This window comes from Pseudomonas paraveronii, from assembly GCF_963681955.1.
Taxonomy (GTDB): domain Bacteria; phylum Pseudomonadota; class Gammaproteobacteria; order Pseudomonadales; family Pseudomonadaceae; genus Aquipseudomonas; species Aquipseudomonas paraveronii.
The window spans coordinates 4,805,418-4,829,240 of the sequence record NZ_OY817130.1 but is presented as its reverse complement, the minus strand read 5'-3'; the positions used below and the strand labels follow the sequence as shown (position 1 = coordinate 4,829,240).

The following is a 23,823-nucleotide window of genomic DNA, read 5'->3' as shown; positions in this document are numbered from 1 at the left end:
TTTTTAATGACTGACGTTATCGACTGCAATGCTTTCACCGCTGACATCAGCGTAGAACGGCTGGCGCTTGGCGATCAGCCGGTACAACAGCCCTGCAATACCGGCGCCAAACAACCAGGAAAACGGCGAGACACTGGCAAACCCCGGCAACAGCGCCAGCAGGATGGCGATCACCGCCGCAGGAATAAATGCCGCCACCGCGCGCATATTCACGCCACGGCTGTAGTAATAAACACCCTTCGGGTCTTCGCTGTACAGTTGCGGCACGTCGACCTGGCTTTTACGGATCAGCCAGTAATCGACCATGATCACCCCGTACAACGGCCCCAGCAGCGCGCCCAGGCCGGAAAGGAAGTACACGATCACCAGCGGGCTGTTGTAGAGGTTCCACGGCAGGATCAGCACCGCCACGGCTGCGCTGATCAACCCGGCGCGGCGGAAGTTCAGGTACTTGGGCGCCAGGTTGCTCAGCACAAAGGCCGGGGCGACGAAGTTGGCCATGATGTTCACCGCCACGGTGACGATCAGGAACGCCAGGCAGCCGAGTACCAGGAAGAACGTATTAGGGATCGCCGCGATGATCTCGGTCGGGCTTTCGATCACCCGGCCATTGAGCTGGAACTGCCCGCCGCAGAGCAGCACGGTGATGGCGGCGAACACCAGGATGTTCACCGGCAGGCCCCAGAAATTGCCGACCTGGATGGTCTTGCGGCACGGCGAAGAGCGGGCAAAGTCGCAGAAGTTGAGAATCAACGTGCCGTAGATCGCCAGCCACAGCGCGCCCCCGGCAAAGATATTGCGCCACATCTCGCCACCGGTGAGCGGCTCGCGAATCGACCAGGCGATGTGGCCGTCGGCCTGGAAATACATCCAGCCAGCCAGCGAAGCGACGGTCAGCAAAATCACCGGCCCGGCGAAGCCTTCATAGCGCCGCACCGTCTCCATGCCGTAGGCCAGGATCACCAGTTGCACGAACCAGATCGTCACAAAACATGCCCAACCCAGGGTCGACAGGCCCAGGATCGAGTTGTGGTCATAGTCGGCAAACCCTGGATGAATCGCCGTCAGCAACACTCGGAAAACCACCGAGGCCAGGTAGGTCTGGATACCAAACCAGGCAATCGCAATGACCGCCCGGATCAAGGCCGGAATCTGCGCGCCGTGAATGCCGAAACTGATGCGGCTGATCACCGGAAACGGCACCCCGGTCTTTTGCCCCATATAGCCCGATAAATTCATGAAGAAGTACACCAGCGCCGCGCCGATCCCCAGGGATAACAGAATCTGCCAGCCACCCAGGCCCAGGGCATATAAGCCGATGGCGAACGAGTAATTGGCGATGTTGTGTACGTCGTTGGTCCATAACGCAAAGATGCTGTAGCGCCCCCAACGTCGGCCTTCGACCTTGGTCGGCGCCAGGTCCCGGTTGTGCAGGCGTGGGCTGAGTACCAGTGGGCCGGGGCTTGCGGCCTCGGGGTTCAGGGCGGAGGAGGGCAGATCCAGTGCGAGGGTGTTCGAGAGGCGTGTACGCATTCCGGCAGGCTCCAGCACAACTGCAGCAATGCCGCAGCGGGTAAAGTGTATGTATGTTTTGTATTTATTGTATACAAAGCGCATTTCACCTTAAGCCACATGCGTGCCAGTTTTCGATCTATGAAAACCTTGGTTAATTTCGTTTTTGCAGGCTCTATAAATAACTGACTGAATTCAAAGCGATATAAATTGACCGTTTGAACAGGTATTTATTTCTAGCGGGGGAGGTCGTCTGTTTAGAAGATAAACAATGGCAGGACGGAGATGTTACGTTTTGGTGCTTGTAAAGGATGATTGCACACAAAAATGGCACCGATGGTTACATCTGTGTGTACATTTTTTTCGTTCAGCACAAGACAAGTGTGGGAGGGGCGGTGCGCCGATTCGACTTGCCTGAGTTCCAGTCACCCCATGCAGTGCCTGATACTCCGCCATCGGGGACAAGCCCCTTCCCACACAGTGTTTAGCCTTTGCTGATGAGATTCCCGGCATGCAGCCCGCATTCCTTCTGCGTGGCTTCTTCCCACCACCAGCGACCTTCGCGCTCATGCTGGTTTGGCAACACCGGGCGGGTGCAGGGCTCGCAGCCGATGCTGATAAAACCGCGCTCGTGCAGGCTGTTGTACGGCAGCTCCAGCATGCGGATGTAACCCCAGATCTCTTCGCTGGTCATCTGCGCCAGCGGGTTGAACTTGTACAGGGTGCGTTCCGGTGTAGAAAAGGCCGTGTCGATTTCCAGCGCCGCCACTTGGCTGCGGGTGCCGGGGCTCTGGTCGCGGCGTTGGCCGGTGGCCCAGGCGCGCACGCCGGAGAGCTTGCGGCGCAGCGGCTCGATCTTGCGCACGCCGCAGCATTCGCCATGGCCGTCTTTATAGAAGCTGAACAGGCCTTTTTCTTTGACGAAAGGTTCCAGTTTGTTTTGGTCCGGCGAGATCAGCTCGATGTCGATCTTGTAGAACTCGCGCACCTGTTCGATGAAGCGGTAGGTCTCCGGGTGCAGGCGGCCGGTGTCGAGGCTGAACACCTTGACGTTCTTGTTCAGCTTCCAGGCCATGTCTACCAGCACCACATCCTCGGCACCGCTGAAGGAAATCCACAAGTCATCGCCGAACTGGCTGAACGCCAGCTTGAGAATGTCCTGGGCGGATTTGTTGGCATAGGTCGTGGCGAGTTCAACGACATCGAAGGCTTGGTTCATCAGGACGGTTCCTACAGGTCAGTGGCGCTGAGCGCTCTATAGGGGAGCGATGGTATCAAAATCCGCCCTGCGTTGCGGCGGCCGCCTTGAATCGCTAGAGTTCGGCAGTCTTTTTGCTCGCTCGACTTGAACAATACAAATAGGAGTGTCTCGTGGAAATTGCCTGTCTCGACCTGGAAGGGGTATTGGTTCCGGAAATCTGGATCGCCTTCGCTGAAAAAACCGGTATTGAATCCCTGCGGGCGACTACCCGGGACATTCCCGACTACGACGTGCTGATGAAGCAGCGCCTGCGCATCCTCGACGAACACGGGCTCAAGCTCGCCGATATCCAGGAAGTGATCGCCACCCTCAAACCGCTGGACGGCGCCATCGAGTTCGTCAACTGGCTGCGTGAGCGCTTCCAGGTGGTGATCCTGTCGGACACCTTCTACGAATTCTCCCAGCCGCTGATGCGTCAGTTGGGCTTCCCGACTCTGTTGTGCCACCGCCTGATCACCGACGAAACCGATCGCGTGGTCAGCTACCAACTGCGCCAGAAAGACCCCAAGCGCCAGTCGGTGCTGTCGTTCAAGAGCTTGTACTACCGAGTGATCGCTGCCGGCGATTCGTACAACGACACCAGCATGTTGGGCGAGGCTGACCGTGGGATTCTGTTCCATGCGCCGGAAAATGTGATCCGCGAGTTCCCGCAGTTCCCGGCGGTGCATACGTTTGAAGCGCTGAAGAACGAGTTCATCAAGGCTTCGAATCGGCCGTTGAGTCTGTAAGTCGTTCAGGGAAGCTGACGGCCCCATCGCGGGCAAGCCCACTCCCACATTCGACCGCGTTTCCAAAGGATGAACGCGTTCGAATGTGGGAGTGGGCTTGCCCGCGATGGGGGCCTTACAGCCGCCTGAGTTCTTAGGCGCCTGCCAGCAACCGCTCATACGGGATGCTCAAGCCTTCATGCAGGCGCTTGATCATTGACAGGCTCAGCTTGCGCTTACGGTTAAGCACTTCGGACACCCGGCCGCTGGTGCCGATGAATGCCTCCAGGTCGCGCGCCGTCATGCCGAGTTGCTCCATGCGAAAGCGGATGGCTTCCACCGGGTCCGACGGCGGCATTGGATAATGTTCGGTCTCGTACTTTTCAATGAGGACCGCAAGGATTTCCAGCTCATCGCCCTCGGGCGAGCCGATTGGCGCTTCCCATATCTGTTCGACGCGTGCGAGCGCGGCGGTGAGGTCTTCTTGGGAATGTATGGGTTTGATGTTCATCACACGGTCTCCGCGTTGATCTGATCGTACTGTGCGTGGGTCCCGACGAAACGTATGAACCCAAGCTGACGCTGATAATTGATCGCCATGATCACTCGATACCGGTTGCCGCCCACGTTGAATACAACCCTGCTGCCCTTGAGGATGCTCGCGGTTCCGAGCTCCGCCTTGAGCGCTTGCGGCGTTGGGTATGCAGCCTTCTCCATATGGCGATACAACTCGACCAGCGGTGTTTTGGCGTCGATGTAAGCTGGGTGGCTCTCCCAGAAGAGACGTAAGGTCGAGAACGCGATTATCCGCATGAGCTGGACCTCCCAATTTGGGAGATATTAGTCTCAGGCAAGTGCAGATGCAATCTTGGAAATATTTTCTGACGAGTAAGCAATCGCTTCATGTGATCCTTCACAGATGGCGGGTGGACGGTCGAAACCGGACGCTATCTTCCAGCTCATACGCCGTCCACAGCGCTTCTGATTCAGGTTTTTTCTGCGCTCGGGCGCTACGCCCCGAAGCCAGGAAGGGCGCTGCGCTAGAGGTTTTCCAGCGTTTGTAACAACACCCGCACCTTGGTCAGCGACTCCTGATATTCCGCCTGCCATTCCGAGTCGGCGACGATCCCGCCGCCGCCCCAGCAGCACACCTGACCGTTCTTGACCAGCAAGCTGCGGATGGCGATGGAGCTGTCCATCTCGCCGCGCACGTCCAGGTACACCAGCGAGCCGCAGTACAGCCCGCGCCGGGTCGGCTCCAGTTCGTCGATGATCTGCATCGCGCGGATTTTCGGTGCGCCAGTGATGGAGCCGCCTGGGAAGCTGCCGGCGATCAGATCCAGGGCGTCTTTGTCGTCGGCCAATTCGCCGGTGACGCTGCTGACCAGGTGATGCACGTTGGGGTAGCTTTCCAGGCTGAACAACTCCGGCACGTTCACCGAGCCAGTGCGGCAGGTGCGACCGAGGTCGTTGCGCAGCAGGTCGACGATCATCAGGTTCTCGGCACGATCCTTGGGGCTCGCCAGCAGTTCGGCGGCGTTGGCGGCGTCTTCTTCAGGCGTCAGGCCGCGCGGGCGGGTGCCTTTGATCGGGCGGGTTTCGACCTGGCGCTGGCTGATCCTGACGAAACGTTCTGGCGACAGGCTCAGTACCGCGCCATCATCCGGCAGGCTCTGAAACCCGGAAAATGGCGTCGGGCAGGCTTCGCGCAAGGCGCAATAGGCCGCCCAGGGATCACCGCTGCACGCTGCGCGAAAGCGCTGGGTGAAGTTGACCTGGTAGCAGTCGCCCGCCTGGATGTAGGCATGGATGCGTGCGATGGCGTGTGCGTAGGTCTGGGCGCTGAGGTCCGGTGTCATGGGGCCGTGGAGTTTGAAAGCGGTCGCTGTCTCTGCACTTGGTTGGCTGAACAGGCTGATCAGTCGCTGCCGCTCGCCATCGACCAGCGCCGGGTGAAAGACCAACTGGCTGGTTTGCGCCTGGTGATCGCTGACCAGGGCCCAGGCGTACAGCCCAAAACGTGCGTCCGGCAGGTGCAGATCATCCACCGCCCGGTGCGGCAGTTGTTCCAGGTGCCGGCCGAAATCGTAGCTCAGGTAACCGATCAGGCCGCCGGCAAACGGCAATTCGTACCCAGCCGGCAATACCGCTTCACCCAACTGCGTAAGGTTTTCCCGCAGGCGTTGCAGGAACTCGCTGCCGCTCTCGTCAGGCCGCACCGCCAGCGTCGCCTTGGGCCAGGCGCTGAGCAGGTCATAACGCCCACGCTCGGCCACCGGGCGGCCGCTGTCCAATAGCACTGCGCCAGGGGCGTGGCGAATCGCCGCAAAATACTCGGCGGGGTTGGCCCGGTAGGGCAGTGGGTGTACAGAGCAGGTCAACATGCGGGGTGGATCAGCTGATGGCGTGGGGGAGGGGATTGTAGACCCCTGTAGGATTTGGTCCTAGAGGGGATGTCGGGGATAGACAGATCGAAGGCCGGCTCAGCCTTCGACGGCCGGGATGTGCCCAAACATGGCCTGCACGAACTTCACTCGTTCTTCCGGCGTTTCCGTCGCGCCGGCAGCTTTCAACTCTTCCAGTCGTGCCTCGACCGCATGGGTGCGCAGGGTCAGGCCGCAGTCGTTGGCGATCTGGATATTCAGCCCCGGCCGCGCATTCAGTTCGAGGATCAGCGGGCCTTTTTCCTGGTCCAGCACCATGTCCACACCGATGTAGCCCAGCCCGCACAACTCATAACAACCTGCGGCGAGTTTCATGAACCCGTCCCAGTTCGGCAGTTGCACGCCATCCACCGCGTTGGTGGTGTCGGGGTGTTTGGTGATGATGCTGTTCAGCCAGGTGCCGCGCAGGGTCAGGCCGGTGGCCAAATCTACGCCCACGCCGATCGCGCCCTGGTGCAGGTTGGCCTTGCCGCCGGACTGGCGGGTCGGCAAGCGCAGCATGGCCATCACCGGGTAGCCCATCAGCACGATGATGCGGATATCCGGCACGCCTTCGTAGCTGATGCTCTTGAAAACCTGGTCGGGCACCACGCGGTACTCGATCAGCGCGCGGTCGCGGTGGCCGCCCAGGGAGTACAGGCCGGTGAGGATGCTGGAGATCTGGTGCTCGATTTCCTCATGGCTGATGATCTTGCCGGACACCGTGCGATAGCGCCCTTCAAAGCGGTCGGCGATGACGAGGATGCCGTCACCGCCAGCGCCCTGGGCCGGCTTGATCACGAAGTCGCTGCGCCCGCCAATGATCTCGTCGAGCTTGTCGATTTCCTTCTCGGTGGAGATCACCCCGTACATTTCCGGCACGTGGATGCCGGCCGCCAGGGCCCGTTCCTTGGTGATGATCTTGTCATCCACGATCGGGTACAGGCTGCGCTTGTTGTACTTGAGCACGTAGTCGGCGTTACGCCGGTTGATGCCCATGATGCCCCGTGCTTCCAGGGCCTTCCAGGTCTTCCAGAAGCCGAACATTACGAGTCAGCCTTGAGGAAGGCCTTGAAGCGCACCAACTCGGTCAGGCGATAGCCGCGATAACGCCCCATGGCCAGCATGAAGCCCACCAGGATCAGCAGGATCGCCGGGAAGGTGAACACAAAGTAGACGAGCTCCGGCACGCTCATGATCAGGTGCGCCAGGGACGCTGCGAACAGCGTGCCGATCGCCACTTTCATCGCATGCCCGGCACCGCGCTCTTCCCAGGTGATCGACAGGCGTTCGATGGTCATGGTCAGAATCACCATCGGGAACAGCGCCACCGACAGCCCGCGCTCCAGCCCCAGTTTATGGCTGAACAGGCTGATGGCCGCGATCAGCACCACGACGAAGGTCAGCACCACCGACAGCCTCGGCAGCATCTGCAGTTTCAGGTGTTCCAGGTACGAGCGCAGGGACAAGCCCAGCGCCGTGATGATCGTAAACAGCACAATCCCGAAGCCCAACTGGGTCTCGCGGAACGCCAGGGCGATCAGCACCGGGGTAAACGTGCCCAGGGTCTGCAGGCCGATCAGGTTGCGCAGGATCAGGATCACCAGCACGCCAATCGGGATCATCACCATGATCATGAAGGTCTGCTGGGTTTGCAGTGGCAGGCCGTACAGCGAGTATTCGAGGAAATTGGCGTCGGTGTTTTCGTCGGTCAACTTGGCCAGGCGAATCGCGTTCATTTCGCTGTTGTTCAGGCTGAAGGTGACCATGGCTTTCTTGCCGCCATCGACGGTGATCAGGTTTTCATCGCCGGTCCACCACAGCAGGCGGTCGGCGGGCAGGCCTGGTTCGCCGGTTTCCGGGTTGAAGTACAGCCAGTCATTGCCATTGAAGCTGCGCAGCCACAGTTCCGGGGTTTGCGGCTGGTCGGCGACGAGGCGGATGGTGTGGACTTTTTCCACCGGCACGTGGGCGATGGACAGCAGCAGTTCGACGATCTTGGCCTTGTGCGGCGTGGAGGGGTCGCCCGCCAGCAGCAGCTTGACGTTGTCGTCGTTGAGGTTGTTGGTGCGCTTGATGGCTTCGGTAATAAAGGTTTCAACATCGGCCGAGTGCTGGCGGATCGGCGCCAGCAGGGCTTCGGCGGCGATTTTTTCCGGGCCTTCCACGGCAATGCTGTCGCGGAAGGTCGGGCCCTTGATCTTGACCTTTTCGCCGCTGTAACGCTTGGTCAGCACCAGGCGGTAATACAGGGTCTGGTTGCCCTTGGCCCGGCGCGCCGACCAGGTGACCTTGCGGTTGCCATCGATGCGGTTGACGCTGACCCCATAGTTATTCGAGATGAAACTCTCATTGAGGCTGACGAAGTCGCGGCTCAGGGGCGGCACGAACATCTGGATCTTCACCGGGTCTTTCGGGTTGGCGACGAACTCGACCTTGGCGTCGATGTTCCACAAGTCGTCGGTGGCGTCCTCGGTGACGGGAATGCCCAGCACGAAGATCTGGTAGGCGGTGACCGAAATACCCAGCACCACCAGGAGGGTGATCAGGATTTTCAGGTGCAGGGTCAGAGAGCGCATTCGGTTTACTCGGCGGTATGAGCGTCGGCGGCGCAGGCAGGTTTGCCCGCTGCGTATTTAAGACTGGGGTCGACCAGCGCATCGAAGCGTTTCAGCGCTTCGGAGCCGATCAGCAGCGGGAATTGGAAAGCGCTGCGGTCAGTCAAGTTCACTTCGATGCTGCGTAAAGCGCTGCCCATGCAGATGTCCAGGGCAATCACTGGACGGGCGGTGTAGTTCTTGTCCTCATCGGGGTCGTAGTCACCGGCGCGGCGTTTGATCTTGCTGACGCGGGCCAGTGGGCGTTCGATGGGGTGGGAATGGGCGGTGTCGATGGCCAGGTAGAAGCGCACCCAGGATTCACCGTTGCGCTTGAAGCGTTTGATATCGCGGGCGCTCAACGAGGCGGTCTTGGCGCCGGTGTCGAGTTTGGCCGCCACTTCCAGGTCGATATCTGCCAGCTTGGCGTATTCGTTGAGGCCATACACGGTCTTCTCGGCGGCAGCACAGAGCCCCGGTATAAGTCCCGGTATGAACAGTAGGCAAAACAATCGGGGGAAGGGCTTGAGTCTCATAAATCCTGAGGAGGTGCAGTGCGATGTTCAATTCAAGGCGACTGGCATTGCTGCGCAAGCTCCCTCGTGCGCCGTTTCATCAAGAGATGTCAGGCAAAAGCGGCGGCTATTCTAACATGATGCTTTTTTGGCGCCAGCGCTGGCAGGCGGCCATGCTCGTGCTGCTTGCAACGTTGGTTATTAGACGATTGTCGACAATGTTGATTTATTCTTTGACTAAGTAGGGCCAATTGGCTAGTTTTTGCGACATTGCTTTTAAAGGTGTCGACAATATGCTGGATCAATCGGAATCTCCGGTGGTCTCCCCGGAAGAATCCCAGACAATGTCGGAGAACGTCTTTAGGCGTATACAGGCCGCTATCGTCAAAGGTGAGATCGCCCCCGGCAGCAAGATCTCCGAGCCGGAACTGGCGCGCACCTATGGCATCAGCCGCGGCCCGTTGCGTGAGGCGATCCACCGCCTCGAAGGCCAACGCCTGCTGGTGCGCGTGCCCCATGTCGGCGCTCGCGTGGTGTCGTTGAGCCACGCGGAATTGATCGAACTCTATGAAATCCGCGAATCCCTCGAAGGCATGGCGTGCCGCCTGGCCGCCGAGCGCATGACTGATGCCGAGATCGAAGAACTGCGCCAGGTGCTGCACACCCACGAACGGGATGCGGCGTTCCAGGCCGGTGTCGGCTATTACCAGCAGGAAGGCGACTTCGACTTTCATTACCGGATCATCCAGGGCGCCGGCAACCGCACCTTGACCCAAATGCTCTGCGGCGAGCTGTACCAGCTGGTGCGCATGTACCGCATCCAGTTCTCCGCGACCCCCAATCGTCCACGCCAGGCCTTTGCCGAGCATCACCGAATTCTTGACGCGATCGCCGATCGCGACGGTGAACTGGCCGAGTTGTTGATGCGTCGTCACATCGGCGCCTCCAAACGCAATATCGCCCGCCACTTTCCAGGCGGTGCTCCCCAGACAGCCACTCAGCGAGGTGAGTCATGAGTTCCACTAACAACCGCACTCCAGGCCAGCGTTTTCGTGACGCGGTCGCCAGCGAACACCCATTGCAGGTGGTCGGCACGATCAATGCCAACCACGCACTGCTGGCCAAGCGCGCTGGCTTCAAGGCGATCTATCTGTCGGGTGGCGGGGTGGCCGCAGGTTCCCTCGGCGTGCCTGACCTGGGCATTACCGGCCTCGATGACGTGCTGACCGACGTGCGCCGCATCACCGATGTGTGCGACCTGCCGCTGCTGGTGGACGTGGACACCGGTTTCGGTTCCTCGGCCTTCAACGTGGCGCGTACCGTCAAGTCGATGATCAAGTTCGGCGCCGCCGCCATCCATATCGAAGACCAGGTCGGCGCCAAGCGCTGCGGTCATCGTCCGAACAAAGAAATCGTGTCCCTGCAGGAAATGGTCGACCGCATCAAGGCCGCCGTGGATGCGCGCACCGATGACAGCTTCGTGATCATGGCGCGTACCGATGCGCTGGCCGTCGAGGGCCTGGAATCCGCCCTGGAACGCGCCGCCGCCTGCATCGAGGCCGGCGCCGACATGGTGTTCCCGGAAGCCATCACCGAGCTGGACATGTACAAGCTGTTCGCGTCAAAGGTGAAGGCGCCGATCCTGGCTAACATCACTGAATTCGGTGCAACCCCGCTGTACACCGTCGAACAGTTGAAATCTGCCGATGTTTCCCTGGTGCTGTACCCGCTCTCGGCCTTCCGTGCCATGAACAAGGCCGCCGAGAACGTCTACACCGCGATCCGTCGCGATGGCACCCAACAGAACGTGATCGACACCATGCAAACCCGCATGGAGCTTTACGATCGCATCGACTACCACACCTTCGAGCAGAAGCTCGACGCGCTGTTCGCCGCCAAGAAGTAACGAACGCGCCTCCCGGATAACTACAAAATTGGAGAGTAACCATGGCTGAAGCAAAAGTACTGAGCGGCGCAGGCCTGCGTGGCCAGGTGGCCGGGCAGACCGCACTGTCCACCGTGGGCCAGGCCGGTGCCGGCCTGACTTATCGCGGCTACGACGTGCGCGAACTGGCCGCTGATGCGCAGTTCGAAGAAGTCGCCTACCTGCTGCTGTACGGCGAATTGCCGACCAAGACCGAACTGGCTGCCTACAGCGCCAAGCTGAGCAAGCTGCGTGACCTGCCCCTGGCGCTCAAAGAAGTGCTCGAGCGCATCCCGGCCGACGCCCACCCGATGGACGTGATGCGTACCGGTTGCTCGTTCCTTGGCAATCTCGAGCCGGAGCAGGACTTCAGCGTACAGCGCGATGTCACCGACCGTCTGCTCGCTGCCTTCCCGGCGATCATGTGCTACTGGTACCGCTTCAGCCATGACGGCAAACGTATCGACTGCGTGACCGACGAACCTTCCATCGGCGGTCACTTCCTGCACTTGCTGCACGGCAAGGCGCCGAGCGAGTTGCACGTCAAAGTGATGAACGTGTCGCTGATCCTCTACGCCGAGCACGAATTCAACGCGTCGACCTTTACCGCACGTGTCTGCGCGTCGACCCTGTCCGACCTGTATTCCTGCGTCACCGCCGCGATCGGCTCGCTGCGCGGCCCGCTGCACGGCGGTGCCAACGAAGCGGCGATGGAAATGATCGAGCGCTTCCTGTCGGCGGAGGACGCCGTCGACGGCACCCTCGCCATGCTGGCGCGCAAGGACAAGATCATGGGCTTCGGCCACGCGATCTACAAAGACTGCGACCCGCGCAATGAGGTCATCAAGGGCTGGTCGAAACTGCTCGCCGAAGAAGTCGACGACAAGGTGTTGTTCCCGGTCTCCGAGGCCATCGACAAGGTCATGTGGGAGCAGAAGAAGTTGTTCCCCAACGCCGACTTCTACCATGCCTCGGCGTACCACTTCATGGGCATTCCGACCAAGCTGTTCACACCGATCTTCGTGTGCTCGCGCCTCACCGGCTGGGCCGCTCACGTGTTCGAACAGCGCGCCAACAACCGCATCATCCGTCCAAGCGCCGACTACATCGGCGTCGAGCAGCGCAAGTTCGTGCCAATCGAACGTCGCTGAAGGCCGACGATTCCAAGACTGAAATGAGCTCAAAAGGTGGGAGGGGGCAAGCCCTCTCCCACATTTGAATCGCATTTCAAATCTGGATCAGTGGGTCCCTTTTGTAATCACCGTGACCGAGTCCCGACGATGAACACTGAATTTCGCAAATCGCTCCCCGGCAGCCGCCTCGATTACTTCGACGCCCGCGCGGCTGTCGAGGCAATCACCCCCGGCGCCTACGCCACCTTGCCTTACACCTCCCGCGTACTCGCGGAAAACCTGGTGCGCCGTTGCGCCCCGGCCACCCTCAATGCTTCCCTGAGCCAACTGATCGAACGCAAACGCGACCTCGACTTCCCTTGGTTCCCGGCGCGGGTGGTGTGCCATGACATCCTCGGCCAAACCGCCCTGGTCGACCTCGCCGGCCTGCGCGATGCCATCGCCCTGCAAGGCGGCGACCCCGCCCAGGTCAACCCGGTGGTGCCGACCCAACTGATCGTCGACCACTCCCTGGCCGTCGAAGCCGGTGGTTTCGACCCGCAGGCGTTCGAGAAAAACCGCGCCATCGAAGACCGCCGCAACGAAGACCGCTTCCACTTTATCGAGTGGACCAAAAAGGCCTTCAAGAACGTCGACGTGATCCCGCCGGGCAACGGCATCATGCACCAGATCAACCTGGAGAAAATGTCTCCGGTGATCCAGGTGCGTGACGGCGTCGCGTTCCCCGACACCTGCGTCGGCACCGACAGCCACACCCCGCACGTGGATGCCCTCGGCGTGATCGCCATCGGCGTCGGCGGCCTCGAAGCCGAGAGCGTGATGCTCGGCCGCGCGTCATGGATGCGCCTGCCGGAAAGCGTCGGCGTGGAGCTGACGGGCAAGCTGCAACCGGGCATCACCGCCACCGACATGGTGCTGGCGCTGACCGAGTTCCTGCGTCAGCAGAAAGTGGTGGGCGCGTGGCTGGAGTTCTTCGGCGAAGGTGCATCGGCACTGACCCTGGGCGACCGTGCGACCATCTCCAACATGGCCCCGGAATACGGCGCGACGGCGGCGATGTTCTACATCGACCAGCAGACCATCGCCTACCTGAAACTCACCGGCCGTGAAGACGCGCAAGTCGCCCTGGTCGAGCAATACGCCCGCCAGACCGGCCTGTGGGCCGACGACCTCAAAGGCGCCCAATACGAGCGCGGCCTGACCTTCGACCTGTCCAGCGTCGTGCGCAACATGGCCGGCCCGAGCAACCCGCACGCCCGTGTCGCCACCAGCGACCTCGCCGCCAAAGGGATCTCCGGCCAGTGGGATGACGTGCCGGGGCAAATGCCCGACGGTGCGGTCATCATTGCCGCGATCACCAGTTGCACCAACACCAGCAACCCGCGCAACGTGATCGCTGCCGGCCTCCTGGCGCGCAACGCCAACAAGCTGGGGCTGAGCCGCAAGCCGTGGGTCAAGTCGTCCCTGGCGCCCGGTTCGAAAACCGTGGCCATGTACCTGGAAGAAGCCGGCCTTGGGCACGAACTGGAAAAACTCGGTTTCGGCGTGGTGGCCTTCGCCTGCACCACCTGCAACGGCATGTCCGGTGCGCTCGACCCGGTGATCCAGCAAGAGATCATTGACCGTGACCTGTACGCCACCGCCGTGTTGTCGGGGAACCGCAACTTCGACGGGCGTATCCACCCGTATGCCAAGCAAGCGTTCCTGGCTTCGCCGCCGCTGGTGGTGGCCTACGCGATTGCCGGCACCATCCGTTTCGACATCGAGAAGGACGTGCTGGGCCTCGACGCCGACGGCAAGGAAATCCGCCTGAAAGACATCTGGCCGAGCGACGAAGAAATCGACGCGGTGGTCAAGGCGTCGGTCAAGCCGGAACAGTTCCGCAAAGTGTATATCCCGATGTTCGCGATCCACGAAGACACCGGCCCGAAAGTCGCGCCGCTGTATGAGTGGCGCCCGCAAAGCACCTATATCCGCCGTCCGCCGTACTGGGAAGGCGCGTTGGCCGGTGCGCGTCCGCTCAAGGGCATGCGCCCGCTGGCGGTGCTGCCGGACAACATCACCACTGACCACCTGTCGCCATCCAATGCGATCATGCTCGACAGCGCCGCCGGCGAATACCTGGCGAAAATGGGCCTGCCGGAAGTTGACTTCAACTCCTACGCAACCCACCGCGGCGACCACCTGACCGCGCAACGCGCGACCTTCGCCAACCCGAAACTGTTCAACGAAATGGTGGTGGAAAACGGTAAGGTCAAGCAGGGCTCCCTGGCGCGCATCGAGCCGGAAGGCAAGGTCACACGCATGTGGGAAGCCATTGAAACCTACATGGAACGCAAGCAGCCGCTGATCATCATCGCCGGCGCCGACTACGGTCAGGGTTCGTCCCGCGACTGGGCAGCCAAGGGCGTGCGCCTGGCGGGTGTGGAAGCGATTGCCGCCGAAGGTTTCGAGCGCATTCACCGCACCAACCTGGTGGGCATGGGCGTGTTGCCGCTGGAGTTCCTGCCGGGCACCGACCGTCACACGCTGAAGATCGACGGCAGCGAAACCTACGACGTGGTCGGCGAACGCACCCCGCGTGCGCAACTGACCCTGGTGATCAACCGCAAGAATGGCGAACGTGTCGAAGTGCCGGTGACCTGCCGTCTGGACACCGCTGAAGAAGTGTCGATCTACGAGGCGGGCGGCGTGTTGCAACGTTTTGCCCAGGACTTCCTGGAATCGGCGGCGACCGTCTGAAGAGGATAACCATGGCACACGTACCGCAAATCAAGATCCCCGCCACCTACATGCGTGGCGGCACCAGCAAGGGCGTGTTTTTCCGCGTCCAGGACCTGCCCGAGTCGGCGCAGGTGCCGGGTGCTGCGCGCGATGCCCTGCTGTTGCGGGTGATCGGCAGCCCCGACCCCTACGACAAGCAGATCGACGGCATGGGCGGCGCCACGTCGAGCACCAGCAAAACCGTGATCCTCGCCAAGAGCAGCCGCGCCGAGCATGACGTGGATTACCTGTTCGGCCAGGTCGCCATCGACAAACCGTTTGTCGACTGGAGCGGCAACTGCGGCAACCTGTCGGCGGCGGTGGGTTCCTTCGCCATCAGCGCGGGCCTGGTCGATCCAGCCCGTGTGCCGCATAACGGCGTGGCCGTGGTGCGGATCTGGCAGGCCAATATCGGCAAGACCATCATCGCCCACGTACCGATCACCGACGGTGCGGTGCAGGAAACCGGTGACTTCGAACTGGACGGCGTGACCTTCCCGGCTGCCGAAGTGCAGTTGGAGTTCATGGACCCGGCCGCGGAAGAAGAGGGCGGCGGTGGTTCGATGTTCCCCACCGGCAACCTGATCGACGACCTGGAGGTGCCGGGTATCGGCACCTTCAAGGCCACGCTGATCAACGCCGGCATCCCGACGATCTTCATCAACGCCGAAGACCTGGGTTATACCGGTACCGAGCTGCAAGGCGCGATCAACGGTGACCCCAAGGCCCTGGCGATGTTCGAGACCGTGCGGGCCCATGGCGCGTTGCGCATGGGGCTGATCAAGCACCTGGACGAAGCCGCCCAGCGCCAGCACACGCCGAAGGTAGCGTTCGTGGCTAAGCCTGCGGATTACGTGGCGTCCAGCGGCAAGGCGATCAAGGCCGGCGATATCGACCTGCTGGTGCGTGCCTTGTCCATGGGCAAGTTGCACCACGCGATGATGGGCACCGCAGCGGTGGCGATCGGCACCGCTGCAGCGATTTCCGGGACCTTGGTCAACCTCGCGGCGGGCGGCGTGGAGCGCAATGCGGTGCGCTTCGGGCATCCGTCCGGCACCTTGCGGGTCGGCGCTGAAGCTACCCAGGTGAACGGCGAATGGGTGGTGAAGAAGGCCATCATGAGCCGCAGTGCGCGGGTGTTGATGGAAGGCTTCGTGCGCGTGCCAGGCGACGCGTTCTAAAACCCAACACCAATCCCCTGTGGGAGGGGGCTTGCCCCCGATAGCGGTGTGCCAGTCGACACATTCGTTAACTGACCCGCCGTCATCGGGGGCAAGCCCCCTCCCACAAGGAATCTCTATTCCAAGGCAGGCATCCAAGATCTGCTTCCAGTAACCGTGAGCCCGAGGACTGACCCCCACCCACTTTGGAGAACAGCCATGAGCGCCAACGTCGACCAGAACAACCGTCCCGACTACGACCAGGTTTTGCAGGACATCGCTGACGGCGGGCGGCGTGGAGCGCAATGCGGTGCGCTTCGGGCATCCGTCCGGCACTTTGCGTGTCGGCGCCGAAGCCACCCAGGTCAACGGCGAATGGGTGGTGAAGAAGGCCAACACCAATCCCCTGTGGGAGGGGCTTGCCCCCGATAGCGGTGTGCCAGTCGACACATTCGTTAACTGACCCGCCGTCATCGGGGCAAGCCCCCTCCCACAAGGAATCTCTATTCCAAGGCAGGCATCCAAGATCTGCTTCCAGTAACCGTGAGCCCGAGGACTGACCCCCACCCACTTTGGAGAACAGCCATGAGCGCCAACGTCGACCAGAACAACCGTCCCGACTACGACCAGGTCCTGCAGGACATCGCCGACTATGTCCTCGACTACCGGATCGACTCCCCAGCCGCACTGGACACTGCGCGCAACTGCCTGATGGACACCCTCGGCTGCGGCCTGCTGGCGCTGCGGTTCCCGGAATGCACCAAGCACCTGGGGCCGCTGGTCGAGGGCACGGTGGTGCCGTTCGGCGCGCGGGTGCCGGGCACGTCGTTCCGGCTGGACCCGGTCAAGGCCGCCTGGGACATCGGTTGCATCGTGCGCTGGCTCGACTACAACGACACCTGGCTCGCCGCCGAATGGGGCCACCCCTCGGATAACCTCGGCGGCATCCTTGCCGTGGCTGATCACCTCTCGCAACAGCGCGTGGCCAACGGCGATGCGCCGCTGACCATGCGCGCAGTGCTGGAAGCGATGATCATGGCCCACGAGATCCAAGGTGTGATTGCCCTGGAAAACGCCTTCAACCGCGTCGGCCTCGACCATGTGCTACTGGTGAAAGTCGCCTCCACGGCGGTCACCGCCAAGCTGATGGGCGCCAACCGCGAACAGCTGCTTTCGGCGCTGTCTCACGCCTTTGTCGACGGTCAGGCATTGCGCACCTACCGGCACGCACCGAATGCCGGTTCGCGCAAATCCTGGGCGGCGGGCGATGCCTCCAGTCGCGGCGTGCGCCTGGCGGACATCGCGCTGCGTGGCGAGATGGGCATTCCCGGCGTGTTGAGTGCGCCGCAATGGGGCTTCTACGACGTGCTGTTCAGCCACACCAACAAGGACCTGGCGCTCAAGCCTGAAGACAAGCGCACGTTCAGCCTGTCCCAACCCTACGGCACCTATGTGATGGAAAACGTACTGTTCAAGATCAGTTTCCCCGCCGAGTTCCACGCGCAAACCGCCTGCGAAGCTGCGGTGACCTTGCACCCGCAGGTTGTCGAGCGCCTGCATGACATCGAACGCATCGTGATCACCACCCATGAGTCGGCGATTCGGATCATTTCCAAGGTCGGCCCATTGGCCAACGCGGCCGACCGCGACCACTGCCTGCAATACATGACCGCCGTGCCCCTGGCCTTCGGCACGTTGGTGGCCGAGCAGTACGAAGATGAGTTCCACGCTGCGCACCCGATCATCGACGAGTTGCGCGAAAAGATGGTGATCGTCGAAGAGCCGCGCTACAGCCGCGAATACCTGGAGGCGGACAAACGTTCCATCGCCAACGCGGTGCAGGTGTTCTTCAACGATGGCAGCCACACCGAGCAGGTGGCGGTGGAATACCCGATCGGGCACCGCCGTCGCCGGGTGGACGGCATTCCGTTGCTGGAAGACAAGTTCAAGGCCAACCTGGCGACGCGCTTTACGGCCCAGCGCAGTGCCGAGATTTTTGCGTTGTGCAAGGATCAGGCGCGGCTTGAAGCGACGCCGGTGAATCGCTTTGTGGATTTATGGGTGATATGAAAGCGCCGTGGTTGCGCACGCTCGCGAAGGGCAGGTTTTGACACTGACATACTTTGCGATTGATGCGTCCTACATCTTCGGAACCGTTTTCAGATAGAAGCCAATCAGGTGTCAGATGCCCTGTAGGGGCAGATCATCTGGCAAGCGATGCTTGCGGATTAAACACCTGAATCTGAAAAGGCCCTTCTATGAATAGCGTAAACAATCGCCAGCAAATGTACTACGCCATCAACAATGACCCTCAGCTCCGTCGCGCCGAAGAGGCCTTAAAAGGGACTGACAACCGCCTGGCCGATGCGTCGTCTGTGGCAAAAAACGCCGTACCCGCTTATCTCGAACATCTCGCTGGCCAGAACAAACAGTTGCTCGAAAAATATGATCAGATGGTCGCCAAAGTAACGCCGCAAATCATGAAGCTTCAGGAGCAAGTGAACCAGCTCGCGCAACACCACAACGTGAAGACAACACCTGGAAAAGAGGCGGCACCGTCGAACCCAGGTACTCGTGGTGATCCTGCGGCGAAGCAGAGCGGCACGTCGCCTGACGCGCGCGGCCGTTCGGAGAATACACAAGCATCCGGGCGTGATGCTCCTTCCTCCCTTGAGCGTTTGACTGCCGAAAATAAGCAACTGGGTGAGAGGCTCAATCAGATGGAGTCCCGTTTCAATTCGGTCGTTAAAGGGCTTCAAGACCAGATCGGTGATTTGAGTAAGAAGTTGGGCGGGGCGGGTACCCCCCAGACCCGGACGCCTCCCGCGGCGCAGGGTCAGCAAGGCGCGGCGCAGGGTCAGGGTCAGGGTCAGGGTCAGGGTCAGGCCAATCAGGGCGCTGCTTCGGGTCAAGGCAAGCAAGGTGCGGCACAGGGTCAGGGGCAGGCCAATCAGGGGGCTGCTTCGGGCCAAGGCAAGCAAGGTGCGGCGCAGTCCAACGAAAGCAACCCGTCGGCCCGGTCCGATGAAGCAAACCAGGCGCCTCGTACCCTCGAGGATCTCGCACGCGACAATGAGCAACTTCGCGCGCGCATCGACCAGATGATGGCTGAATTTTCCAAGGTGATTTCCGAACTGCAGAAGCAAATCGAACAGCTGAATAACCAGATCAATTCGCTGAAGGGTTAAGGTCAGCGATAAAAAAACGGGTCAATGTGGGGCAGTAAGCCCGCACCTGCATCGACCCCGTTCTGCTGAACATTCATTCAAAGCGCAAAATAACCCGACGGTTATGCTTGCTCTTCTTCTCGATCTTCTCGCAAAACACCCGGCCGATTTCTTCGGTGTTGATCACATGGGTGCCGCCGCATGGCTGGATATCGATCCCGGCAATTTCAATTACGCGCACCGAGCCTTGGATCACGGGCGGAGCTACCGCTTGGGTGCGGGTGATCTGCAGTAGGGTCGCGTACTCCGACGCGGGCATCGACAGGGTTTGCACCTGATGGGCCTGTTCGATCAGCGCGTTGAGGTCGCGGGTGATGCTGTCCTTGTCCAGGGTCATTTCCGGCAGATCGAAATCCAGTCGTCCCTTGTCGGCGCTGATACTGCAGCCGGTGACCGGGGCGTCGATGATCGAGCACAGCAAGTGCAGGCAGGTGTGCATCTTCATGTGCTGGTAACGCCGGTCCCAATCGAGGCTGGCGTCCACTTGCTCCCCTGCGGTCAACTGCTCGGGACAGTGTTCCACCTGGTGCCAGATGATTGAACGCTGCACCGGGTCGCGCACCGTGCCGACGATGTCGACGCGCGTGCCGTCGGCCAGGGTGAAGTGGCCGGTGTCACCGGGTTGCCCGCCGCCGGTGGGGTAGAACAGCGTGTGTTCCAGGGCGATGCCGTATTCGCTGACGGCAATCACCCGGGCGCTGAAGGCGTTCTGGTAGGGCGCGCTGTCAAACAGCGCCAGGGTTTCCATGGTGTGCACAGACATGTTCAACCTCCGACAATCAATGGGCTGGCTTGCAGCAGGTGACGCACCATTGCGCTCAAGCCAGGAGGGGAAAGCAGGGTGATTTCAAATTCCGGCCCGCAGACTTTCAGGTTCAGCGGCAGGCGTGGCAGGCGGTCGGTCATTTCGACGCGGCGCAAGCGAAATTGCAGGTGATGGCGTTCTTTCACCGTGGGTTCCAGCATCAGCCCCTGCAACGGGTGAAAGTCAGCGTCCAGCACCGTGACCTTGTGGCTGGTGCTGATCTCGCCGACCACGTGCAGGCGCTCATCAAGGGCGAAGGCGCCGAGGTAGCTGCTGTGCTCCGATTCGTCGTTCTTTTGCAATTGGATCTGGTTGACCACCTTGACCTTGGTTCCCGCCGGCACGTCCTGGGTGATTACGCACGCTGGGCTGATAAACACGTTGTCGCCGATTTGCACGTAGCCCAGCACGCGGGCGCCGGAACCGATTTCGACGTTGTTGCCCAGGCGCGGGTGGCGCTTGCCATCGGGGTTGTTGGCGATGCCCCGGGCACCGAGGGTTACGCCGCAGAGGATGTAGCAGTCGTTGCCGATTTCGCAGGTTTCGCCGATTACTGTGCCGTAGCCGTGGTCGAGCACAAAGCGCCGACCGATGCGCGCTGCCGGGTGAATTTCGGCGCCGGAGAGGATCTTGCCCTGGTTGCTGAGCTTGAGGGCGATGCGCGAAAACATCCCGTTGGTCTGGTCGGGGAAATGCCACACCTGGTGCGCGAGGCGATAGAACAGCACCGCCTTGAACGAGGCATAGGACTCCAGGATCAACTCGCCACGCCCGCGCGACGCGGGGTCGCGGTAGGCGTAGGCAATCAGGTCCTCGGCTACTGCCTGGGCGGCGTTCTGGACCAACGGCGCCAAGTGCGGCTCCAGTTGCTTCATTTGCGTGGGCGTGAGGGTTTTGATGAGGTGGGTAAGCAATTCATCGTGCAGATGTTGCATGTCGATAAAGCCGCCCATGGAGGCACCCCCGCATTCTGGATGGTTGGATAACCGGTTATTCGAAACTGGGCAGGTAGCTGTCGGCATTGTCGTAGACCATGGTCAACACCACCGTTTCGGGCGGTAACTCGGGGGCGAGCTTGGCGATGGCCACCATATTGGCGGCCGAGGACAGGCCCAGGCTGATGGCGTCGGTGCGCATGATGCGTTTCATCATGTCGAGGCATTCCTCACGCGACACCTTGAGCATGCCGTCCAGTACATCCAGGTTGAGGATGCTCGGGATCAAGCCGATCGACAGGCCCTGGATATGGTGCGCTGCGTGCTGGTTTTTCAGCAGGTCGCATTCCTCCGGCTCCACACCCATCACGCGCAGGGCCGGCCAGGCGGCTTTGAGGGTTTCGCCGATGCCGGTGATATGGCCGCCGGTGCCGATGCCGCTGACGAAGTAATCCACACGCTGCTCACCGAAGGCGCGCAGGATTTCCGGCGCGGTGGTGTCGCGGTGGGTCTGTGGGTTGGCACCGTTGCGTTGCTGGTTGAGCATCACGTAGCTAGGGTTTTCCAGCTGCAACTCCATGCACTTTTCGCCATGGGAATTGTTGCCGAGGCGGCTGTCCGACAGCACCACCTTGGCGCCGTACAGGTGCAGCAGTTTCTGCTTTTCGGGGCTGTAGTTATCGGGGATCACCAGCACCACTTTGTAGCCGAGCACGTTGCCCGCCATCACCAGGCCAATGCCGGTGTTGCCGCCGCTGGGTTCGATAATGGTTTGCCCGGCGTCGCGCATCAGCACGCCGCGGCGCTCGGCGTCGAGGATCATGCCCAAGGCGATGCGTGCCTTATGGCTGCCGCCGGGGTTGAGGGATTCCAGTTTGGCGTAGACCTCGATGCCGAGGTCTTCGGAAAACTGCGCCAGGCGCACGATCGGCGTGTGGCCGATGGCGTCGAGAATTGAGTTATGCAGCATCAGGTCGTTACCCAGGGCCGTGATCAGTACAAAGGCATGTCGGGTTCGACGTCGCGAACCCAGTGTTTCATGCCGCCTTGCAGAACTTTGGTGTTGGCGAAGCCGGCTGCCAGCAGGGTGCTGGCGGCTTGCTCGGCGCGGGTTCCGGCGTAGCAGATCAGGTAGTGGGTGTTGTCTCGGCTGAGGCTGTCGAGCTGGCCGTCCAGTTCGGCGAGGGGGATATGCACCACGCCCGGCAATTTGCAGACCTCCAGCTCGCTGGCGTCGCGCACATCCAGCAGCACGTCGGCGCTGCTGTGGCGTTCGAGCAGTTGCTTGAGTACCTGCGGCTTGATGTAGCGCTCTTCGGCCAGGCTGGGTTTGCTCGGTATGGCGTCGGCGCAGACTGCGGGCGCCAGGGTTTCGCTATGGCGCAGTTCCGAGCAGCAAGGGCAGTCGGCGCGTCGCTTGAAACGGATCTCGCTGAATTTCATCGCCAGCGCATCGAAGCGCATCAGGCGACCGGACAAGGGTTCGCCGATGCCGATCAGCAATTTGATCGCCTCGGTGGCCTGGATCATCCCGACCACCCCCGGCAACACGCCGATCACCCCGCCCGCGCTGCAATTAGGCGCCAGTTCGGCTGGGGGCGCCTGGGGGAACAGGCAGCGGTAGCACGGCCCGCCCTTGTAGTTGAGCACGCTGATCTGCCCGTCGAAACGGTAGATGGCGCCATACACCAGGGGTTTACCCAACTGCACGCAGGCGTCGTTGACCAAGTAGCGCGTATCGAAATTGTCGGTGCCGTCGATTACCAAGTCGTAGGCGCCGACCAGTTCCAGAGCGTTGTCGGCGGTCAGCGCGGTGTCGTGGGCGTTGATCTGGATGTGGCTGTTGAGGTCTTGCAAGCGTTGCTTGGCGGACGCGACCTTGGACATGCCCAAGGTGCTGTTGCCGTGGACGATCTGGCGTTGCAGGTTGCTGCTCTCGACTACATCGAAATCCACCAGCCCCAGGGTGCCGATGCCGGCCGCCGCCAGGTACAGGCTGATGGGCGAGCCCAGGCCACCGGTGCCGATGATCAGTACCTTGGCTTTTTTCAGGTTCAACTGACCTTCGCGACCGACGCCGGGCAGGGTGATATGGCGCACGTAACGCTGCACTTCTTCATTGCTCAGGCTGTCGACGTCGATGCCGCCGGAGGTGGCGAGCAGCACTTCGATCCTGGCCTTTTCCGGTAGCGGGTCGTCTGCGTTGAGCAACGCTTCCTCGGCGGTAAACAGGAAGTGTTCCTTGAGCTGGTTGTTCTTTTCGTGGAACAGGTGCGCACGCAACTGCGGGTGGCTACTGCAGAGGTTTTCAATGACTTCGCGCAATGTCGATCCGGTGCCCTCAAGGGTCGATTCCGGCAGCTTGGCCACGCGAACCAGAATGTCGGGGAAAGAGACAGCGTTCATGGACAACTCCGTGTGCAGGTCGTTGAGGGGTTGAAGGGCGAAATGCTTGCCATCCCAGGCAAACAGCTTTGAGCCCAGGGCCTGGCCCTGGCGAACGTCCACCACCAGGTAGCTGACGGGGTAGATCGGTTCGCCCATGAACAGCGCCTTGTCCTGGTCTTCGTCGCTGAAATAGGCGCCGACGTCGGGGTGGGAGTGGTAGATCACCACCACCGGGTTGTCGCTGCGAAATGCTTTGTTCAGCAGCAGCGTGTCGGCCACTGAAAAGGTGTAGCCGTTGGCCGCGCTGCGCGGGTACATCTCGGGGTTCTTGCGGTGCAGCTCGTTCTGGATATTGCTGCCCAGGTACACGCTGCCGTCGGCGAAGACGAAGCCACAGCATTCTTCGGGGTAGCTGCGGCTGGCGTGGGCGTAGATCTGTTCCAGGGCTTCTGGGCGGAGGACGTCCATGTTTC

At 61.2% G+C, this 23,823-nt stretch carries 21 protein-coding genes and 1 pseudogene; 10 read left to right on the top strand and 12 right to left on the bottom strand.

Annotated features, from left to right (window positions below; all coding sequences use genetic code 11):
* Positions 1–3 precede the first annotated feature (3 nt).
* Both U5A08_RS22200 and U5A08_RS22195 read right to left on the bottom strand, forming a co-directional pair.
* Entirely contained in the window at positions 4–1,533 is a 1,530-nt protein-coding gene (locus U5A08_RS22200) for an NCS1 family nucleobase:cation symporter-1 (protein ID WP_321848614.1), read from the bottom strand.
* A 463-nt stretch (positions 1,534–1,996) separates the two neighbouring features.
* The gene (locus U5A08_RS22195; protein WP_321848613.1) at positions 1,997–2,731 is read right to left on the bottom strand and encodes a phosphoadenylyl-sulfate reductase; all 735 of its coding nucleotides are present in this window, start codon (positions 2,729–2,731) and stop codon (positions 1,997–1,999) included.
* Between the two features lie 152 nt (positions 2,732–2,883).
* Between U5A08_RS22195 and thrH the strand changes: the two genes are divergently transcribed.
* On the top strand, positions 2,884–3,501 hold the full coding sequence (gene thrH, locus U5A08_RS22190) for a bifunctional phosphoserine phosphatase/homoserine phosphotransferase ThrH (RefSeq protein ID WP_253397982.1): 618 nt from the start codon (positions 2,884–2,886) through the stop codon (positions 3,499–3,501).
* 133 nt (positions 3,502–3,634) lie between these two features.
* Here thrH and U5A08_RS22185 read toward each other — a convergent pair whose 3' ends face one another.
* The 6 genes from U5A08_RS22185 to rloA form a co-directional block, all read right to left on the bottom strand.
* Entirely contained in the window at positions 3,635–3,991 is a 357-nt protein-coding gene (locus U5A08_RS22185; protein ID WP_321848612.1) for a helix-turn-helix domain-containing protein, read from the bottom strand.
* A complete protein-coding gene (locus tag U5A08_RS22180) occupies positions 3,991–4,293 on the bottom strand; it encodes a type II toxin-antitoxin system HigB family toxin (RefSeq protein ID WP_046489372.1) in 303 nt (100 codons plus the stop codon). The genes U5A08_RS22185 and U5A08_RS22180 overlap by 1 nt, the downstream gene beginning before the upstream one ends.
* Before the next feature lie 227 nt (positions 4,294–4,520).
* A complete protein-coding gene (gene pabB / locus U5A08_RS22175; protein ID WP_321848609.1) occupies positions 4,521–5,864 on the bottom strand; it encodes an aminodeoxychorismate synthase component I in 1,344 nt (447 codons plus the stop codon).
* Between the two features lie 99 nt (positions 5,865–5,963).
* The gene (locus U5A08_RS22170) at positions 5,964–6,950 is read right to left on the bottom strand and encodes an alpha-L-glutamate ligase-like protein (RefSeq protein ID WP_321848607.1); all 987 of its coding nucleotides are present in this window, start codon (positions 6,948–6,950) and stop codon (positions 5,964–5,966) included.
* The gene (rloB, locus tag U5A08_RS22165; protein ID WP_247401188.1) at positions 6,950–8,482 is read right to left on the bottom strand and encodes an osmotic stress tolerance membrane protein RloB; all 1,533 of its coding nucleotides are present in this window, start codon (positions 8,480–8,482) and stop codon (positions 6,950–6,952) included. The genes U5A08_RS22170 and rloB overlap by 1 nt, the downstream gene beginning before the upstream one ends.
* A 5-nt stretch (positions 8,483–8,487) precedes the next feature.
* Positions 8,488–9,036 (bottom strand): retropepsin-like aspartic peptidase RloA, encoded by a 549-nt coding sequence (gene rloA, locus U5A08_RS22160; RefSeq protein WP_247401171.1) that lies wholly within the window; start codon positions 9,034–9,036, stop codon positions 8,488–8,490.
* A 47-nt stretch (positions 9,037–9,083) separates the two neighbouring features.
* On the opposite strand from rloA, the gene U5A08_RS22155 reads away from it, so the two are divergent.
* The 9 genes and pseudogenes from U5A08_RS22155 to U5A08_RS22115 all read left to right on the top strand — a co-directional run bounded on the left by U5A08_RS22155 (position 9,084) and on the right by U5A08_RS22115 (position 19,183).
* Entirely contained in the window at positions 9,084–9,260 is a 177-nt protein-coding gene (locus tag U5A08_RS22155; RefSeq protein ID WP_247401168.1) for a hypothetical protein, read from the top strand.
* Between the two features lie 48 nt (positions 9,261–9,308).
* Positions 9,309–10,031, top strand: a complete 723-nt coding sequence (locus U5A08_RS22150) for a GntR family transcriptional regulator (protein WP_373423739.1) — start codon at positions 9,309–9,311, stop codon at positions 10,029–10,031.
* A complete protein-coding gene (prpB, locus tag U5A08_RS22145; RefSeq protein WP_253397978.1) occupies positions 10,028–10,921 on the top strand; it encodes a methylisocitrate lyase in 894 nt (297 codons plus the stop codon). The genes U5A08_RS22150 and prpB overlap by 4 nt, the downstream gene beginning before the upstream one ends.
* Positions 10,922–10,962: 41 nt before the next feature.
* Positions 10,963–12,090, top strand: a complete 1,128-nt coding sequence (gene prpC, locus U5A08_RS22140) for a bifunctional 2-methylcitrate synthase/citrate synthase (protein ID WP_253397976.1) — start codon at positions 10,963–10,965, stop codon at positions 12,088–12,090.
* 129 nt (positions 12,091–12,219) lie between these two features.
* Positions 12,220–14,814 (top strand): Fe/S-dependent 2-methylisocitrate dehydratase AcnD, encoded by a 2,595-nt coding sequence (gene acnD / locus U5A08_RS22135; RefSeq protein WP_253397974.1) that lies wholly within the window; start codon positions 12,220–12,222, stop codon positions 14,812–14,814.
* An 11-nt stretch (positions 14,815–14,825) separates the two neighbouring features.
* Positions 14,826–16,016 (top strand): 2-methylaconitate cis-trans isomerase PrpF, encoded by a 1,191-nt coding sequence (gene prpF / locus U5A08_RS22130; RefSeq protein ID WP_253397972.1) that lies wholly within the window; start codon positions 14,826–14,828, stop codon positions 16,014–16,016.
* A 256-nt stretch (positions 16,017–16,272) separates the two neighbouring features.
* Positions 16,273–16,458, top strand: a pseudogene (locus U5A08_RS29965) (putative methylaconitate Delta-isomerase PrpF); the annotation flags it as partial.
* Between the two features lie 122 nt (positions 16,459–16,580).
* On the top strand, positions 16,581–18,065 hold the full coding sequence (prpD, locus tag U5A08_RS22120; RefSeq protein WP_321848601.1) for a 2-methylcitrate dehydratase: 1,485 nt from the start codon (positions 16,581–16,583) through the stop codon (positions 18,063–18,065).
* Positions 18,066–18,253: 188 nt separating this feature from the next.
* Entirely contained in the window at positions 18,254–19,183 is a 930-nt protein-coding gene (locus tag U5A08_RS22115) for a hypothetical protein (protein ID WP_321848598.1), read from the top strand.
* A gap of 73 nt (positions 19,184–19,256) precedes the next feature.
* Here the strand turns inward: U5A08_RS22115 and U5A08_RS22110 are convergent, their stop codons facing one another.
* From U5A08_RS22110 to moeB, 4 genes are read right to left on the bottom strand one after another with little or no spacing between them, the layout of a single operon-like run.
* A complete protein-coding gene (locus U5A08_RS22110; RefSeq protein ID WP_253397966.1) occupies positions 19,257–19,985 on the bottom strand; it encodes an alanyl-tRNA editing protein in 729 nt (242 codons plus the stop codon).
* Between the two features lie 2 nt (positions 19,986–19,987).
* Complete coding sequence (locus U5A08_RS22105) at positions 19,988–20,980, bottom strand: serine O-acetyltransferase (RefSeq protein ID WP_253397965.1); 993 nt, start codon at positions 20,978–20,980, stop codon at positions 19,988–19,990.
* 37 nt (positions 20,981–21,017) lie between these two features.
* Positions 21,018–21,932: a PLP-dependent cysteine synthase family protein gene (locus U5A08_RS22100; protein WP_321848594.1), complete on the bottom strand. Its 915-nt coding sequence runs from the start codon at positions 21,930–21,932 to the stop codon at positions 21,018–21,020.
* A gap of 23 nt (positions 21,933–21,955) precedes the next feature.
* Entirely contained in the window at positions 21,956–23,818 is a 1,863-nt protein-coding gene (moeB, locus tag U5A08_RS22095; protein ID WP_321848591.1) for a molybdopterin-synthase adenylyltransferase MoeB, read from the bottom strand.
* Positions 23,819–23,823: the final 5 nt, after the last annotated feature.

Bases quoted from the DNA above. Each gene is read 5' to 3' on its own strand.
- U5A08_RS22200 (WP_321848614.1), bottom strand. From the start codon at position 1,533: ATGCGTACACGCCTCTCGAACACCCTCGCACTGGATCTGCCCTCCTCC.
- U5A08_RS22195 (WP_321848613.1), bottom strand. From the start codon at position 2,731: ATGAACCAAGCCTTCGATGTCGTTGAACTCGCCACGACCTATGCCAAC.
- U5A08_RS22185 (WP_321848612.1), bottom strand. From the start codon at position 3,991: ATGAACATCAAACCCATACATTCCCAAGAAGACCTCACCGCCGCGCTC.
- U5A08_RS22180 (WP_046489372.1), bottom strand. From the start codon at position 4,293: ATGCGGATAATCGCGTTCTCGACCTTACGTCTCTTCTGGGAGAGCCAC.
- pabB (WP_321848609.1), bottom strand. From the start codon at position 5,864: ATGTTGACCTGCTCTGTACACCCACTGCCCTACCGGGCCAACCCCGCC.
- U5A08_RS22170 (WP_321848607.1), bottom strand. From the start codon at position 6,950: ATGTTCGGCTTCTGGAAGACCTGGAAGGCCCTGGAAGCACGGGGCATC.
- rloB (WP_247401188.1), bottom strand. From the start codon at position 8,482: ATGCGCTCTCTGACCCTGCACCTGAAAATCCTGATCACCCTCCTGGTG.
- rloA (WP_247401171.1), bottom strand. From the start codon at position 9,036: ATGAGACTCAAGCCCTTCCCCCGATTGTTTTGCCTACTGTTCATACCG.
- U5A08_RS22150 (WP_373423739.1), top strand. From the start codon at position 9,309: ATGCTGGATCAATCGGAATCTCCGGTGGTCTCCCCGGAAGAATCCCAG.
- prpB (WP_253397978.1), top strand. From the start codon at position 10,028: ATGAGTTCCACTAACAACCGCACTCCAGGCCAGCGTTTTCGTGACGCG.
- prpC (WP_253397976.1), top strand. From the start codon at position 10,963: ATGGCTGAAGCAAAAGTACTGAGCGGCGCAGGCCTGCGTGGCCAGGTG.
- acnD (WP_253397974.1), top strand. From the start codon at position 12,220: ATGAACACTGAATTTCGCAAATCGCTCCCCGGCAGCCGCCTCGATTAC.
- prpF (WP_253397972.1), top strand. From the start codon at position 14,826: ATGGCACACGTACCGCAAATCAAGATCCCCGCCACCTACATGCGTGGC.
- prpD (WP_321848601.1), top strand. From the start codon at position 16,581: ATGAGCGCCAACGTCGACCAGAACAACCGTCCCGACTACGACCAGGTC.
- U5A08_RS22115 (WP_321848598.1), top strand. From the start codon at position 18,254: ATGAATAGCGTAAACAATCGCCAGCAAATGTACTACGCCATCAACAAT.
- U5A08_RS22110 (WP_253397966.1), bottom strand. From the start codon at position 19,985: ATGTCTGTGCACACCATGGAAACCCTGGCGCTGTTTGACAGCGCGCCC.
- U5A08_RS22105 (WP_253397965.1), bottom strand. From the start codon at position 20,980: ATGGGCGGCTTTATCGACATGCAACATCTGCACGATGAATTGCTTACC.
- U5A08_RS22100 (WP_321848594.1), bottom strand. From the start codon at position 21,932: ATGCTGCATAACTCAATTCTCGACGCCATCGGCCACACGCCGATCGTG.
- moeB (WP_321848591.1), bottom strand. From the start codon at position 23,818: ATGGACGTCCTCCGCCCAGAAGCCCTGGAACAGATCTACGCCCACGCC.